This is a genomic window from Saccharopolyspora elongata, from assembly GCF_004348985.1.
GTDB lineage: Bacteria > Actinomycetota > Actinomycetes > Mycobacteriales > Pseudonocardiaceae > Saccharopolyspora > Saccharopolyspora elongata.
In genome coordinates this window covers 1-15596 of sequence record NZ_SMKW01000052.1, presented here as the reverse complement: position 1 = coordinate 15596, position 15596 = coordinate 1, and the positions used below count along the sequence as shown (strand labels likewise).

16 protein-coding genes are annotated in these 15596 nt (G+C 70.4%); 10 read left to right on the top strand and 6 right to left on the bottom strand.

Features of this window, described 5'->3' with window-relative positions:
- The first annotated feature begins 362 nt into the window (after nucleotides 1–362).
- The 9 genes from E1288_RS30670 to E1288_RS30630 are packed head-to-tail and all read left to right on the top strand — an operon-like array spanning nucleotide 363 to nucleotide 8898.
- Nucleotides 363–1172: an MlaE family ABC transporter permease gene (locus tag E1288_RS30670; protein WP_132491342.1), complete on the top strand. Its 810-nt coding sequence runs from the start codon at nucleotides 363–365 to the stop codon at nucleotides 1170–1172.
- A complete protein-coding gene (locus E1288_RS30665) occupies nucleotides 1172–1993 on the top strand; it encodes an MlaE family ABC transporter permease (protein WP_132491339.1) in 822 nt (273 codons plus the stop codon). Before E1288_RS30670 ends, E1288_RS30665 begins: the two co-directional genes overlap by 1 nt.
- 2 nt (nucleotides 1994–1995) lie before the next feature.
- Nucleotides 1996–3204: an MCE family protein gene (locus tag E1288_RS30660; protein WP_235883911.1), complete on the top strand. Its 1209-nt coding sequence runs from the start codon at nucleotides 1996–1998 to the stop codon at nucleotides 3202–3204.
- On the top strand, nucleotides 3201–4202 hold the full coding sequence (locus tag E1288_RS30655; RefSeq protein ID WP_132491336.1) for an MCE family protein: 1002 nt from the start codon (nucleotides 3201–3203) through the stop codon (nucleotides 4200–4202). Before E1288_RS30660 ends, E1288_RS30655 begins: the two co-directional genes overlap by 4 nt.
- Nucleotides 4199–5176: an MCE family protein gene (locus tag E1288_RS30650; protein WP_235883910.1), complete on the top strand. Its 978-nt coding sequence runs from the start codon at nucleotides 4199–4201 to the stop codon at nucleotides 5174–5176. Before E1288_RS30655 ends, E1288_RS30650 begins: the two co-directional genes overlap by 4 nt.
- Nucleotides 5173–6246 carry an MCE family protein gene (locus tag E1288_RS30645; RefSeq protein ID WP_132491333.1) on the top strand — a complete coding sequence of 358 codons (1074 nt, stop codon included), beginning with the start codon at nucleotides 5173–5175 and terminating at the stop codon, nucleotides 6244–6246. The genes E1288_RS30650 and E1288_RS30645 overlap by 4 nt, the downstream gene beginning before the upstream one ends.
- Nucleotides 6243–7268 (top strand): MCE family protein, encoded by a 1026-nt coding sequence (locus E1288_RS30640; protein ID WP_132491330.1) that lies wholly within the window; start codon nucleotides 6243–6245, stop codon nucleotides 7266–7268. The genes E1288_RS30645 and E1288_RS30640 overlap by 4 nt, the downstream gene beginning before the upstream one ends.
- Nucleotides 7265–8383, top strand: coding sequence for an MlaD family protein (locus E1288_RS30635; protein ID WP_132491327.1), 1119 nt, complete (start codon nucleotides 7265–7267; stop codon nucleotides 8381–8383). The genes E1288_RS30640 and E1288_RS30635 overlap by 4 nt, the downstream gene beginning before the upstream one ends.
- Entirely contained in the window at nucleotides 8383–8898 is a 516-nt protein-coding gene (locus tag E1288_RS30630) for a hypothetical protein (RefSeq protein WP_132491324.1), read from the top strand. Before E1288_RS30635 ends, E1288_RS30630 begins: the two co-directional genes overlap by 1 nt.
- On the opposite strand, the gene E1288_RS30625 is transcribed toward E1288_RS30630, so the two are convergent.
- The 3 genes from E1288_RS30625 to E1288_RS30615 form a co-directional block, all read right to left on the bottom strand.
- Entirely contained in the window at nucleotides 8895–9506 is a 612-nt protein-coding gene (locus E1288_RS30625; RefSeq protein WP_132491321.1) for a TetR/AcrR family transcriptional regulator, read from the bottom strand. The genes E1288_RS30630 and E1288_RS30625 overlap by 4 nt on opposite strands.
- Complete coding sequence (locus E1288_RS30620) at nucleotides 9503–10396, bottom strand: oxygenase MpaB family protein (RefSeq protein WP_132491318.1); 894 nt, start codon at nucleotides 10394–10396, stop codon at nucleotides 9503–9505. Before E1288_RS30620 ends, E1288_RS30625 begins: the two co-directional genes overlap by 4 nt.
- Before the next feature lie 96 nt (nucleotides 10397–10492).
- The gene (locus tag E1288_RS30615) at nucleotides 10493–11701 is read right to left on the bottom strand and encodes a dipeptidase (RefSeq protein WP_132491315.1); all 1209 of its coding nucleotides are present in this window, start codon (nucleotides 11699–11701) and stop codon (nucleotides 10493–10495) included.
- A gap of 141 nt (nucleotides 11702–11842) precedes the next feature.
- Here E1288_RS30615 and E1288_RS30610 point away from each other — a divergent pair, with 141 nt between their 5' ends.
- Entirely contained in the window at nucleotides 11843–12079 is a 237-nt protein-coding gene (locus tag E1288_RS30610; protein WP_132491312.1) for a hypothetical protein, read from the top strand.
- Nucleotides 12080–12199: 120 nt separating this feature from the next.
- On the opposite strand, the gene E1288_RS30605 is transcribed toward E1288_RS30610, so the two are convergent.
- The 3 genes from E1288_RS30605 to E1288_RS30595 form a co-directional block, all read right to left on the bottom strand.
- The gene (locus E1288_RS30605) at nucleotides 12200–13207 is read right to left on the bottom strand and encodes an Lrp/AsnC family transcriptional regulator (protein WP_132491309.1); all 1008 of its coding nucleotides are present in this window, start codon (nucleotides 13205–13207) and stop codon (nucleotides 12200–12202) included.
- A gap of 6 nt (nucleotides 13208–13213) precedes the next feature.
- Nucleotides 13214–13894, bottom strand: a complete 681-nt coding sequence (locus E1288_RS30600) for a FadR/GntR family transcriptional regulator (protein ID WP_132491306.1) — start codon at nucleotides 13892–13894, stop codon at nucleotides 13214–13216.
- Nucleotides 13895–13979: 85 nt separating this feature from the next.
- Complete coding sequence (locus E1288_RS30595; protein ID WP_132491304.1) at nucleotides 13980–15023, bottom strand: HNH endonuclease signature motif containing protein; 1044 nt, start codon at nucleotides 15021–15023, stop codon at nucleotides 13980–13982.
- Nucleotides 15024–15596: the final 573 nt, after the last annotated feature.

The following is a 15596-nucleotide window of genomic DNA, read 5'->3' as shown; positions in this document are numbered from 1 at the left end:
GGCATCGTATGAGCACCTCAGCGGCACCGCAGGGTGAGCAACGCGCGACCCGTTTTCCCATGATTCGTAACGTTGTTCGACACCTGGCCGAGCCAATCCACATAGGACTCAAAATCGACGGGCCGAAACCCGATCGGAGCACGCTAAGGCCACAGTGGACAGTACGGGTCGCGGACGCCGGTGATCATGCTCCCGCGGGCGGTTCCGGCGCTTACCGGCATTCGGGTGGCGGGCATTGACATCGGGTCGACAACCCCACAGCGTTGATCGCAATCTTCGAGATCAGCCTGGCAACACGCGTAACGACGAAGCCGCACGCTCGTTCAATGTCCTGAACCATCCCCACGGGGAGGGAGCGCGGGATGTACCGGGGGTTGCCCACCGTCCGAGGCCCGATCAGCGACGCCCTCCTGCAGGCCGGGCTGCTGCTCGACTTCGCCGTGCGCACCGCCGCGGCCGCCTTCCGGTCGGTGCGCCGGGCCCGGTTCAGCTGGACGGAATTCCTGCAGCAGGCCTGGTTCCTGGCCGCCGTCACCACGCTTCCAGCGCTGCTGGTGACCATCCCGCTGGGCGTGGTGGTCGCGCTGAACGTCGGCTCGCTGGCCGGGCAGCTCGGCGCGCAGGGCTACGGCGGCGCGGTGGTGGCGTTCGTGATCGTCGGCCAGGCCGCCCCGCTGATCTGCGCCCTGATGATCTCCGGCGTCGGCGGTTCGGCGATGTGCTCCGACCTGGGCGCCCGCAAGATCCGCGACGAGGTCGACGCCCTGGAGGTCATGGCGCTGCCGGTCATCGAGCGCCTGGTGGTGCCGCGCGTGGTGGCCGCGGCCGTGGTCAACGCGCTGCTGGCCTGCATCGTGCTGCTCGTCGGCATCGCCACCACTTTCCTGTTCCAGGTGTGGGTGCTCGGCGACGCGCCGGGCGCGTTCCTGCGCACGCTGACCCAGTTCTCCCGGGTGCCGGACTTCGTCGTCGCGCTGCTGAAGGCCGCCGTGTTCGCGGTGCTCACCGCGCTGGTGTCCTGCTTCAAGGGGCTGACCGCCAAGGGCGGTCCGGGCGGCGTCGGCACGGCGGTCAACGAGGCCGTGGTGATCTCGTTCATCCTGGTCTTCGTCGCGAACACGGTGATCACCGAGCTGTACCCGGTGCTCGTCCCCGCCAAGGGGGAGTACTGATGGCGCCCCGGTCGCGCTCCATCGTGGACGTGCTCGCCGCGGTGGGGCTGCACTTCACCTGCTACCTCCGGGCGATCGCGGCGATTCCGCACGTGCTGCGCCGGTATCGGCGCGACGTGGTCCGGCTGGTCGGCGAGATCAGCCTGGGTTCGGCATCACTGCTGGCCGGCGGCGGCACCATCGGCGTCGTGTTCGCGATGTCGTTCGTCTCCAGCACCCAGGTGGGCCTGGAGGGGCACCGCGGCCTGGACCTGCTGGGCCTGTCCCCCATGACCGGGCTGGCGGCGGCGCTGGTGAACACCCGGGAGATCGCCCCGCTGGTGGCCAGCATCGCGCTCGCCGCGAAGGTCGGCACCGGCTTCACCGCGCAGCTCGGCGCGATGCGCATCGCCGAGGAGATCGACGCGCTGGAGGCGATGTCGGTGCGTTCGCTGCCCTACCTGGTGAGCACCCGGATGGTGGCGGCGTTCCTGTCGGTCATTCCGCTGTACTTGGTGGGGTTGTTCGCCTCCTACCTGGCCACCGGGGTCGCGGTCGTGTCCATCAACGGCGTTTCCGAAGGCACCTACAACTACTACTTCCGGCTCGTCCTGACACCGGAGGACGTGCTGTTCTCGCTGCTCAAGGCCGTGGCGTTCGCGGTCGTCGTGACGCTGGTGCACTGCGCGTACGGCTACTACGCCGCCGGCGGTCCGGAGGGCGTCGGGAAGGCCGCCGGGCGCGCGCTGCGCACCAGCATCGTCGCCATCACCGTCGCCGACGTGCTGCTGAGCATCGCGTTCTGGGGAGTGCGCCCGACGCTGCCGGCCTTGGGGATGTAGCGGTGGCCGGGCCGCGACGATCAGCAGCACGACGCCGCAACGTGCTGGCCGTGCGCGGATTCGTCGCGCTGCTCGTGCTTTTCGTCGCCGCGACCGCGACGGTGCTCGGCGGCGCCGGGGCGTTCCGGTCCGACCCCGAGGTCACCACTGTGCTGCCCGCTGCCGCCGGGCTGATCCGGCCGGAAACACCGGTGCAGTACCGCGGTGTCCGGGTCGGACGGCTCGCCGGAGTGGAGCCCGGCTCCGGCGGTTCGCGGCTGACGCTGCGGCTGGATCCCGACGAGCTGGCCGCCATCCCGGGCGATGTCCGGGTGCGGCTGATGCCGCGCACCGTCTTCGGCGACCAGTACCTGGACCTCATCGCCCCCGAATCGCCCGGCGGCACCGCGCTGGCTGCCGGGACGGAGGTCCCGGCGGACGACTCCCGCCCGACGATGCAGCTCTACCACGCGTACACCCGCCTCTACGAGCTGGTCGATTCCCTGCAACCGGCCCGGCTGCAGGTCGCGTTGTCTGCGCTCGCCGAAGCGCTGCGCGGCAGGGGCGCCCAGCTGGGCAGCGTGCTCGACGACGCCGCACAGCTGACCTCAGGACCGCCCTTCGACGACCTCGGCGAGGACGTGGACGCGATCTCCGCTCTCGGCGCGGACATCGCCGCCGCGACACCGGATGCGGTGCGGGCATTGGACAACGCGGTCGCGTTGTCGGGCACGATCGTGCAGCGCAAGCAGGCGATCGGCGACCTGCTCGGCGCAGGGCTCGCGTTCACCGACCGGTCGCAGCGGTTCGTCGACGAGAACGCGCAGCGCATCATCCACCTCGTGCGCGCCACCGACCCGATCGCCGAGGTCGTCGGCCGGTATCCCGACGCGGTGCGCGACGGGGTCGGCGGCCTGGACGCGTTCCTCGACGGGGCGAATCGCGCCTTCGCCACCGGATTCCTGAAGATCCGCATGTCCGGCACCCTGGATCGCCCGTACCCGTACTCGTCCGCGGACTGCCCCCGCTACCCCGGGCTGGCCGGGCCGAACTGCGGTGCGGATCAGCCTCACGGGCCGATCGGGCCGGTGGGCGGCCCGCAGGAGCTCGACGCGATGCGGCAGCTGGCGCCGCTGCTGCCCGTCCCGCCCGCTGCGGCCCCGCCGTCGCCCGACGTGCTGGGCCTGCTGCTGGGCCCGGTGGTGCGCGGATCGGAGGTCGTCACGCCGTGAAGACAGCTCGGTCCGCCCTGATCCGGCTTGCCGCTTTCGTCACCGCGTCGGTGTTCTCCGGCGTGGTCGTGGTGAACACCCTGACCGATCCGATGACCGGCCCGTCGGTGACCTACCACGCGGTTTTCACCGACGTGACGGGGCTGCAGCCGGGCAGCGCCGTGACCGTCGCCGGGGTGCGGGTCGGCGAGGTCGCCGAGGTGGCCGCCCGCGACGGCCTCGCGCAGGTGTCCTTCGACGTGGCCGCCGACCAGCGGATTCCCGCCTCGGGACTGGCCGTCGTCCGCTACGCGGACCTCACCGGCGCCCGGGCGCTCTCGCTCACCCCGGGTCAGGGCGGGCCGCCGTTGCCGGCCGGCGCGACGATCCCGGTCGAGCGCACCCGCCCGGCGCTGGACCTCACCGCGCTGTTCAACGGGTTCAAGCCGCTGTTCGAGGCCCTGGAGCCGGGGCAGGTCAACCAGCTGGCGGCCGAGATCGTCGCGGTCTTCCAGGGCGAAGGGGGCACCGTCAACGCGCTGCTGTCGCGGATCGTCTCGCTGACCGCCGCCATCGCCGGCCGCGACGAGGTCATCGGCGAGGTCATCGACAACCTCAACGCCGTGCTGGGCACCATGAACCAGCGGCGTGACGAGCTGCGCGGCCTGGTCGACGGGCTGGCCCGGCTGGCCTCGGAGACCGCCGCCAGCCGCGAGCAGATCACGGCCGCCATCGACAGCGGTTCGGCGGTGGCCCGCTCGCTGGCGGAGCTGCTCGGCGATCTCGGGCCGGGCCTGTCCCGCGATGTGCGTTCGGTGCGGGAGATCACCGCGATGCTGGTGCGCAACCAGCAGCAGATCGACGGCGCCGTGCAGGAGATGCCCGCGTTCCTCGGCACCCTCAACCGCACCACCAGCTACGGGTCATGGGCGAACGTCTACCTCTGCAACCTCAGCGTCTACGTCGCCGGTGATCCCATCGAGCTGGGCGTGGGCCCGCACACGGAGGTGTGCCGATGAGGAAGGTGCTGGTCAACGGCGCGATCGGCGCGGTAGTGGTGCTGCTCCTGCTGGCCGGTTCGGTCGCCGTACCGCGCGTGCTGTTCCTGTTGCGCACCAACGAGTTCCACGCGGAGTTCGGCAACGCCGCCGGGCTCTCGGTGGGCACGCAGGTCATGGTCGCCGGGGTGCCCGCGGGCCGGGTGACCGAGGTGGCGCTGGCCGGGGACCGGGTGCGCGTGTCGTTCCGGCTCGACGACGCGCACGCCCTGGGCCGCGACACCCGCGCCGCGATCAAGCTGCGCACGGTGCTCGGAACCCGTTACCTGAGCGTGGATTCCGCCGGTCCCGGCCGGCTCTCGCCCGGCGACACCATCGCGCTGTCGCACACCTCGGTGCCCTACAGCCTCGACGAAATCCAGACGGCCGCGAAGTCCACCGCCGAGGGCCTGGACCTCCCGCAGCTGCGCGCCATGATCGACACCCTCGACGAGGTGTCGCCGGACGACCCGCGGCTGCTCGGCGACGCGCTGGGCGGCATCGCGGCCGCATCGGCGATCGTCGGGGAACGCGGCGCGCAGGTGCAGGAACTGCTGCGCGGCACGCAAATGCTGACCACGACGCTGGTCGAGCAGCAGGACACGCTGGTCGCGTTGCTCGGCGACGCACAGCTGATCGTCGACGCGCTACAACAGCGCCGGGCCGTGATCCGCCAGCTCATCACCGACGTGCACACCATCACCGACCAGCTGGACCGGTTGTTCCGGGAGAACCGGGACGTCCTCGATCCGCTGCTGGCGGACCTGCACGCGCTGACCGACTCGCTGGCGCGCAACGACCAGGCCATCGACGAGAGCCTGCGGCGACTCGGTCCGGCCAGCCGCTACCTGACCAACGCCACCGGCAACGGCCCGTGGGGCGAGGTCACCGCGCCGCTGGGCCCGGTCCCGGACAACGTGCTGTGCGCCGCCGGGCTGTTCAAGGGGTGCCGATGAGCCGAAGAACGCTGATCGCGTGCGTCGTGCTGGTCGCGCTCGTCACCGGCGGCTGGTTCGGCGTGCTGGCGCCCCGCGCCGATCTGGAGATCTCGGCCGATTTCGCCCTCGCGGACGGCATCTTCCCCGGCAACCGCGTCGCGATCCTCGGCGTCGAGGTCGGCCGGGTCGAGTCGGTGCAGCCGCAGGGCGCGACGGTGCGGGTGCGGATGAGCATGCCCGCGGACATCGCGCTGCCCGCCGACGCGCAGGCCTACATCATGAGCCCGGCGATCATCAGCGACCGCTACGTCGAGCTCGGCCCCGCCTACACCGGCGGGCCCCGGCTGGCCGACGGCGCGGTGATCCCGGTGGAGCGCACCCGCTCCCCCATCCGGTTCGACCAGCTCGCGAAGTCGCTGGACGCCCTGCTGAGCGCCGTCGGCCCGTCGGGTGGCGATCCCGGCGTGCTCGACCGGTTGCTGCGCAGCAGCGCGTCGGCGCTGGACGGGCAGGGCCCGCAGATCCGCGACGCGATCACCAACGTCGCGCGGGCCAGCGAGGTGCTGGCCGGCGGCAGCGGCGATCTCGGCGCGCTGCTGAAGAACCTGGACCGTCTCGTGCAGGTCCTCGTCCAGCACCGGGGCACCGTGGAGTCACTGGCCGCCTCGACCGCGCAAGCGGGAGCGGATTTCCAGGCGCAGCAACAGGAGATCGGCGACGCCATCGGCAAGCTCTCCAACGTGCTGGTCGCCGTCGACGGCCTGCTGCGACAGCACGGCGAACAGCTCGGCGGCGACGTCGGCAGGCTCGCCCAGCTCACCGGCACGCTGGCCGCCCGGCAGCAGGAACTCGCCGAAACGCTGGACACGATGCCGCTGACGATGGACAACTTCGACCGCGCGATCACCGAGGACGAACGCCTCCGGCTGCGGCTGAACATCTCCGCCAACCTCAGCCAGTTCGACACCACCGCGCAGCTGTGCCGCCGGCTGCCACTGCCGCTGTGCACCGGAGCGGGCATCACCAACCCCGTCCCGTTCCCGCCGGACGTCGAACCCCTGCGCGCACTGCTCGGAGGTGGCCGATGAACCGGTCTGCGCCCGCGATGCTCGCGGCGGTGCTCCTGACCAGCTCGTGCGGGCTGAGCCTGCAGAACCTGCCGGTCGGCGACGGCGGTTCCGGGTACCAGGTCACCGCGGTGTTCTCCGACGCCGGGCGGCTGCCGATGGGCGGCGCGGTGCGGGTCGGGCAGGCCGTGGTGGGCCGGGTGTCGGACATCGGCACCACGGACTTCCGCGCCGTCGTGACGCTCGACATCGACCAGGACGTCCGCCTGCCCGCCGGCACCACCGCGCGCCTGGAGCTGGCCTCCCCGCTGGGCGAGGAGTTCGTCATCCTGCAACCACCGTCCACATCGGATGGCGAGGTGCTCGGCGACGGGTCGGTCATCCCGATCGAGCGGACCTCCCGGGGCCCGGACGTCGAGAACGCGCTCGCCGCGGTCGCCACCCTGCTCAACGGCTCCGGGCTGGACCAGGCGCGGACCATCGTCACCGAGCTCAACACCGCGCTCGCCGGCCGCGAGCAGCAGACGCGGGACCTGCTGGGCCGGTTGGAGCACATCCTGACCTCGCTGGACCGGCACCGCGACGAGCTCACCGGGCTGATCGATTCGGTGCACGCCACCTCGCGGCACCTGGCGGAGAACCAGGCCGTCCTGGACGCGGCGCTGACGCAGGTCCGGCCCGCGATCGACGCGCTGCTGGCCGAGCGCGAGCGGTTCACCGCGCTGCTGGACGACACCGCGTCGCTGAGCAACGCCACCGCCGCCCTGCTGGACCAGACCGACGAGTCCCTGACCACGCAGGTCGAGCAGTTCCGGCCGGTGCTGGCGGATCTGCAGGCCCTGGACGGCAGCATCGGCACCACGGTGCAGTCGCTGCGCCGGTTCTACGGGTTGTTCCAGCAGGCCGCGCCCGGCGACTGCCTGATGTTCAACGGCACGCTCGACGTGCCGGGCACCGTCGTGCAGCTGCTCGCCCCCGGCGCCCCGATGCCACCGCCCGGCCAGGGCGGCGTGGGCGCGATCCTGCGAGGAGGCACCCGATGAACCGCCGCCTGACCCTGGCCCAACTCGCGCTGTTCCTGGTGATCAGCATCGCCTGCACGTACTACGTGGTCGCGAACGTGGCCGGCCCGCGGGCGCTGCACGAGCCGATGCGGGTCACCATGCGGATGGCCGACAGCGCGTCGATCACGCCGACCTCCCAGGTCACCTACCGGGGCGTGATGATCGGGACCGTCTCCGACGTGCGGCTCGACCCGGGCGGTGGCGGGGTTTCGGTGCAGCTGGCGCTGAATCCCGATGCCCGGGTTCCGGCCGACACCAGGGCGGTGGTCAGCATGGCCACGCCGCTGGCGCTGCAGACCGTCGACCTGCAACCGGAACACGACTCCGGCCCCTTCCTGCGCGACGGAAGCGTCATCGAGCGGGACCGGACCGAACGGCCGATGCCGCTGGAAACCATGCTGGTGCACTTCACCGAACTCAGCGAGCAACTGCGGCCGGACGACGTCGCGACGGTCACCGACGCCCTCGCCACCGGGTTGCAGGACGCCGGCCCTGAACTCGCCCGCATCCTGGACGACTCGGCGACGCTGCTGAAGGTGTTGCGGGAACGGCAACCGCAGCTGCAAGGCGTGGTCGACGGGACTCGGACGCTCGTCGGCCCCGACGGCGCGCAGGGCGACCGGATCCGCGACCTGGCGGCGGGCCTGCGCTCGCTGAGCGATCAGATCCGGGACCGCGAACCGGAGATCAACCGGATCCTGGACACCGCGCCCGGCGCCACCAGGCAGCTCGCGGACCTGTTCGCGCGCAGCGATCCGGCGGCCACCGCCCTGCTGGGCAACCTGGTGACCACCAGCCAGATCGTCGCCGTCCGCGCGCCGGCGCTGGAGCAGCTGATCATCTCGCTGCCCGCCGGGCTGTCCGGGCTGGGCGGCGTGGTGCACGGCGACACCGCGGACTTCTACCTCGTCGGCACGCAGGGCCCGATCTGCGCCACGCCGCAGGAACGCCGCTCCCCCACCGAAGTGGCTCCCCGCGAAGCGGGGCTCGACTGGCACTGCCCCGCCGACCAACCGAACTTCGGCCAGCGCGGCGCGGCCAACGCGCCGCGCCCAGGTCCCTGGTATTCGATTCCGCTGCAAGGAGTTCGCTGATGACCGCCACCGCCACCGCAGCCGATCACGACGTCAAGCCCCGACCGCTCCGCAGGCCGCTACCGGTGCTCGCGCTGGTGGTCGTGATCCTGGGTGCCGTCGGCTACCTCGGCTGGCAGCTGCTCCAGGAACGCTCGGCCGCGCAAGCCCGTTCCAGTGCGCTGGAGGCCGCCCGCACCTACGCCGCGGATCTGTCCACTTACGACTTCAACGAGCTCGACCGGAACTTCGCCGCGGTGACCGCGAACTCGCACGGCCAGTTCGCCGAGCAGTACAAGCAGATCAGCGCCGGCCTCACCGAGCTGATCAAGCAGAACCGGGCGGTCTCGCACGGCTCGGTGCTGTCGGCGGGCATCGTCGAGTCGGATCAGCAGCGCGCCGTGGTGGCGCTGTTCGTCGACCAGCAGATCACCAACGTCAACACGCCCCAGCCGCGCATCGACCGCAACCGCATGCAGATGACCCTCGTGCAGGTCGACGACCGCTGGCTCATCGACGACATCAAGCTGCTCTAACCGGTGACCACGGGAACCAGGTGGGTGCGGGCGAAGGCGCGGGACCACGCGTCGTCGTCCGCCGGGATGCAGCCCGGCGGGCTGAGCAGCATCGAGTGCGCCAGCCGCACGAACACCTCCGCGGCGGGCTCGGGATCAAAGCTCCGCAGCCGACCGGCCTGCTGGTGCTCGCGCAGCTTCGCGGCGAGGTAGCCGCGGGCGACGGCCAGCACGGCACCGGCGTCCACCGTCAGCGCCGGCAGCGCCGCCGCCGGTTCGAGCGTCAGCAGCCGGTTCAGCAGCGAATGCCCGCGCAGCCCGGTGACGACCGCGACGAAGCACTCCGCGATCTGCTCGGCGGGATCCTCGATGTGGTCGATCCGCTCGTCCAGCCAGGTGAGGAAGACGCGGACCTCCCGCATCAGCACGGCCGCCACGACCGCGTCCCGGTCCGGGTAGCGCCGGTACACCGTGGCGCGCCCGAGCCCGGCGCGGCGGGCGATGTCGCGCATCGTCGTCCGCTGGATGCCGACGTCCTCGAACGCCTCCCGCGCCGCGTCCAGCACTCGATCGTTCGCCGGTTCCGCGAACGGGCGCCGCAACGCACCTTCCAACGCGTCGGGCGTCATGTGACCACCGGGCAGGCCGCCTGCTTCGCCCCGCGTTTGGCCTGGTGGCGGTGGAACGAGTCCGGGCCGAGGTCGGCGATCTCGTAACCGTCCGGATAGGACAGCGGGTCCGGGGCCACCGGGCGGGAATCCGGCCGGGCCGGGCCCATCCGCACCAGCCCGGCGCGCACCTTCAGCGCCGCCTCGGCGGCCTTGCGGCCGACGCCCGCGACCTGCGGGAAGCCGAACGCGGTCAGCAGGTGCGGCTCCATCAGGAAGCGCGCCGCGCGCGCCACGGCCGGCGACAGCAGGCTCGGGTACCAGGCTCCGAACAGTTCCAGCGTCGCGTCGGCGACCCGGCGGCCGCCCGCGTCGAACGCGAAGTGCTCGCGCTCGTAGTCGTCGAAGAGCCGCTCGAACTCCGCGTAGGTCTCCGGAATGCCGGAGAGCTTCATGCCCTCGCCGAGTCGCCGCATCGTGTTGGTCAGCGCCCGCACCTCGCTCGGGTGCAGCTTTCGCCAGCCGAACTGGTCGATCCAGCGCACCGGCGTCACGACGAACGTCGACAGGGTGTAGACGTAGTCCTCGTTGCTGATCCGGAACCTGCCGTGGATGGCGTTGAGCTGCTCCAACGCCTGCCGCCCGCGGTCGCTCTCGGTGCCCCAGTGGAAGATCTCGAACAGGATGAGCACGGTGTCGTCGTAGCGCTTCTGCGCGGCACGCGTGAACTCGCCGGTGCGGTCGAGCAGGCGGCCGATGCTGGGCACCGCGTAGGTGCGGAACAGCGCGAATTCCAGGGCTTTCGTGATGTCCCAGGGGAATTCGTACTCGGCGAGCAGCCGGTAGATCTCCTCGCAGTCGCGGTCGGGATCGAGTTGGAGGATCCGCTCCAGCCGGTCGAAACGCCTCATTCGCAGCACCTCGTCTCGGGCGGGTGTTCGACGCCCCGAAGCTAACGACGGTGAGACACCTGGTCAACAGATGTCTCACCGTCCCGCCCCAATGGTCTAACGAGGGCCGTCGACCCCGTCCAGCTGCTCGATGGTCGCGATCGACGGGCGCTCGGTGCGCTGGAGGTCGCGGGCGACGGCCTCCGCGTCCCGGAGCACGCGCACGGCGTTGTGCCAGGTGAGCTTGGCGAGGTCGGCCTCGGACCAGCCGCGCGTCAGCAGCTCCGCGATCAGGTTCGGGTAGCTCGCGACGTCGTCCAGGCCTCGCGGGGTGAAGGCGACGCCGTCGTAGTCGCCGCCGATGCCGATGTGGTCGATGCCCGCCACTTCGCGCATGTGGTCGAGGTGGTCGGCCACGGTCGCGGCGGTGGCGACCGGCCGCGGGGTGGCGTCCTCGTAAGCCCGCAGCGCCTCCAGCGCCTCGGGTGTCGTGTCCAGCGGGTGGAAGCCCCGCTCGGCCAGGACGGCCTCGGCCTGCTTGCTCCATTCGATCGCCGCCGGGAGCACGAACTTCGGCACGAAGGTCGCCATCGCAACGCCGCCGTTGGCGGGCAGCGCGGCCAGCACGTCGTCGGGGATGTTGCGCGGGTGGTCGCAGACGGCCCGGGACGAGGAGTGCGAGAAGATCACCGGCGCCCGGGTGGCGCGCAGCGCGTCTCGCATGGTGTCGGGGGCGACGTGCGAGAGGTCGACCAGCATGCCCAGCCGGTTCATCTCGCGCACCACCTCGACGCCGAACCGCGTCAGCCCGTTCGCGGCAGGCTCGTCGGTGGCCGAGTCGGCCCACGGCACGTTGTCGTTGTGGGTGAGCGTGAGGTAGCGGACGCCCAGTTCGAACAGGGCGCGCAGGGTGGCCAGCGAGCACGCGATGGAATGCCCGCCCTCGGCGCCCATCAGCGAGGCGATCCGGCCGGCGGCGCGGGCCGCGACGAGTTCGTCGGCGGTGTTCGCCAGCTGCAGGTGCTCCGGGTAGCGAGCGGCGAGGGCGCGCACGCAGTCGATCTGCTCGATGGTCGCGCTGACCGCCTTGTCGCCCTGGAATTCGGCCTTGACGTACACCGACCAGAACTGGCCGCCGACGCCGCCGGCCCGCAGCCGGGCCAGGTCGGTGTGCAGCAGCGCCGACTGGTCCTGGGAGATGTCGCAGCGGTCCAGGTCGTAGCCGACGTTCTCGCGCAGCGCCCAGGGCAGGTCGTTGTGGCCGTCGATCACCGGGTGCTCGGCGAGCAGCGCCCGGGCCCGCTCCAGCGCGGCCGTGTCGGTCATCTCCACACCCCAACCTTCCAAAAATCATCACACCGGGTGAACCCCAGGCGAGCATATCCGGGCTCGGCGGGCCCTGACGGCGACGCTTCGACGCCGCCTGATCGAATCGACGAATCCCGCCACGGCCCGCACCATCAAGGCATGGACCACATCCCCAGGCAGCAGGACGGCAGCGACCTGCCCAGCGTGCTCGCGGAGTACGGGCACTTGGCGGCGCAGCTGCCGGGCGCGTCGCGCCGCCGCACCGAGGAGCTGCGCGCCCGCCTGGCGGAGCTGGACGAACTGATCGACGAGCAGATCGCCCGCCTGACCCCGCCGGTGCGCGATCCCGCGGGGGAAGGTTCAGCGGTCGAGTGGCAGGAGGTCCGCGGCCCGTAGGCGGCGGGGCGGATCAGAAGACCGGCGGATTCGGCTGATCGTCATTGATCCTCCAGGCGATCGTCGTGATCGCGACAGATGCTACTCGCCAGTAGGGATCTGATCGGCAGAATCGACGGCCTAATCCGTTGAGCCGGCAGCAGTATTCCGGGCTTTCGCCAGCGCGGCCTGCGCCCAGGGCACCACGACGAAGCCGCGTTTGACGGTCAGCGCCTCCACGTTCGCCTGCCAGCTGCGGACCCCGTCGATGCGGCCGAGGGAGCCGGTGACGAAGCGGTAGAGGTCCGCGGTGGTCGGCATGATCACCTCGCAGACCAGCGAGTACTGGCCCAGCAGGGCGGCGACGAACCGAACGCCGCGATGCTCGGAAAGCCGTGCGGCGACGGCTTCCAGCTTCGAGGGCTCGACGGAAACGAACAGCAGGACCTCGGCCTCGTACCCGAGCGCGGCGGCGGGCACGAGCGTCACGGTCTCGACGCAGCCCTGGCGGAAGAGCGCCTCGCAGCGCCGCCGCACGGTGCTCTCGTTGACGCCGAGCTGCTTGGCAAGGCTCTGGAAACTGGCGCGACCGTTCTCGTGCAGCAGCGCGACGATCCGGCCGTCGAGCTCGTCGAGGTGCGAGTCTTCGCACAGGTGCAGCGTGCGCGGTTCGGACAGCACGCTGGCGCTGCCGAGGAGCTGGCGGCTCCAGTCCTGCCCGATCTTGTAGGTGTGCAGCACGAGGTCGGCGACGCTGTCCCGCACCCACGGGATGCTCTGCAGCTCTTCCACCAGCAGTGCGTGCAAACCGGCCCCGTTCGGGATCTGGACCTCGACGATCAGGTCGTGTTCGCCGGTCAGCACCGCCAGGAAGCGGACGTCCTGACGGTCCGCGAGCGCAGCGGCCGTCGCCAACTGCTGACCGGCCGCACAGGACACCCGGACCAGGAACAAGTCGCCGTCGCCGCCCTGCTGCAGCCTGGTCAGCGTGGTGATCCGCACGATCCCGTCGGCCAGCAGCTGCTGCGCGCGCCGGGCGACCGTGGTCACCGAGGTGCCCACCACGCCCGCGATGTCCGTCCAACTCGCCCGGCCGTTGACCTGCAGGGCGGCCACGATCTGGCGATCGAGGTCGTCTAGCTGCTCCACGGCGGACTACTGCTGCTCGTCGACGAAGCGCCGCGAACGCCGCTCTATGTCGGAGAAGTGCCTGGCCATTTCCTCGGCTGCCGCGTCGCAATCACCGGCGCGAATGGCGTCGACGATGCGCTGGTGCTCGTCGCCGATCTCGTCTCGCACCACCTCGGGAGGATCGATCTCGGCTTCCACGCGGTGGTAGACGGTCCAGAACAGGTCGATGAGCTGCACCGCGATCTCGTTGCCAACCGGCCGGTACAGCGCCTGGTGAAACCGCCGATCGGCCTCGACGACGTCGCCGCTGCGCATCTCGGCGATGCACGACTCGAGCTCGCCGATCAGCTCGTCGTTGGCACGCTGCGGCACCTCGGAGATCAACGCGGTCTCCAGGATCCGCCGCAGCTGGAGGAAGTCGGCCAGCGTGGAGGCATCCTGCCGAGCGGACTGCCGAGCGCGGAACAGCAGCCCGGGAAGCAGCGCGGTCACCGGCGCCTCCCCGACGAAGGTCCCGTACCCGTGCCGGATGTCCACGATGCCGAGGGTGTGCAGCGCCCGCAGCGTCTCCCGGATGGAGTTGCGACTAGCGCCGAACTGCGCCATCAGCTGCGGCTCGCTCGGCAGCGGAGCGCCCGGCGGCAGCCCGGACTCCAGGATCAGGTCGACGACCTTGTCCTGAAGCAACTTGCCGCCACCCGCCATCAAACCCTCCACCGATCAAGCACCACCAACGTTGCCCGAACATCCTACGTCCGACGTCCTCGCCACGACCACACCCACCTGGGCATCATGCCGCGCCCGCCGGGTCCCGTGGTGTGGGGATGAGGTCCCGGAGGTACTCGCGGTGCTGCGAGGGCAGTGCTCTGCCGCCTGGTCTGGGTGTTCGTCTGGGGTCCACTGTGGGCGGTGGGATGAACTCGGGCCGCCCGTCGCGCATGGCGATGCCCCACCGCTGGTTGTGAAGCGTGCGGTGGTGGTGACCGCAGAGCATGACCATGTTGTCCAAGTCGGTTCGTCCGCCGTCGACCCAATGCTGAACGTGGTGCGCTTCAGGCGTCCCCGGCGGATGGTCGCACCCAGGGAACGCGCACACCCCATCGCGCCGAAGCAACGCGGCGCGAATGTGAATGGGCGCGGTGCGTTTCGCCCTGCCCACATCCAACGGGAGACTGTCACCACCAAGCACCATCGGCAGGATTTCGGCGTCACAGGCGATGCGGCGCGCGTTCTGGGCGGTGATGGCGCGTTCGGTGTTCAGCGTGCCGGGCATGCCGTCCTCGCCGAGGACCTCCAAGCCCCGCTTGAGGTCCCCGAAATCGATAGCAATCGTCATCTGCGGCCGCTGCCCACCGGTACGAGGCATCCCATCATGGTCCAACGCCAAATCCAGCAACGCCGCGAACCCATCGGCATTCCGCTGCCCCACAGTGCGGGGATCCTTCTCCCCGTCGATCTCGGGCCGGGGCGCGGCCAGCGGTTGCATGAGCGCGGCGAACTTCGCACCCGTCTCCCGGTCCAGCTTCGCCTTGATGACAGTCATGCCATCCCGGGTGGTGCCGTAGTGCAACTCGCGCGCTTCGTGCTGGGCTTCCTCATCGCGGAACGCGCCGTCCTGATCCAGCAGGTAGCGGATACGTTCGGCGAGTTTCTCCAACTCCCTCGGCGACATCGTCCGCGCAAACCCGGCAAGGGTTGATTCGACCTCGGCGACCTGGTGGCAGCGGGCGTACTCGGGCAAACGCCGGATGCCGTTGACGATGACACGCGCGTGCTCCAGCCCGATCGCACCCTCAGCCAGTGCTTGAGCCGTATCGGGCAGATCAGGAGGCATGAGCTCACCGTGGAAGGTTTGCCGGTCCTCGACATTGCGGGCGACTGTGACACGCGTTTCGCGTCACGCGGATCGATGCTGAGAAGCCCCTGCAACCAGACGTGCAGCGACCGGGCGGTGGTCTCGGCGTGAATTGCCCGGTGGTCGGCCTCGGCGATGTATTGCAGCTGTTCCCACAGCAGCACCCGCATCTCCTTCTCCAGTTCTTGGATACGGGTAGCGAGTTCGGTGTCGGTGCAGGACACCGCCGACCACGGACCATCAAGGCCCCCGGTCGCATCCTGGCAATTCAGTAGCGGTGTCATACCTCCATTCTCCTGATCCGAACTTGTGTTCGCACTGTTTTTATGGTCGCTTGATCAGGTGAAACACCCCGCCAAAGGTGCGAAAATCGAGTCGTGCCAAGGGAAACGGTCACGACACGCCGAAGGCGACCATATCCACCACCAAACCCCGCGCCGTCATCAGTCGCGCCCACCGTGCCCGGCGATCAGAGGTCGATTCAGGTGAAATCGCGCCATCCCACGCAACCAACCCCTGTGACGGATCACCCCAAAACCTGTCTCTTATACA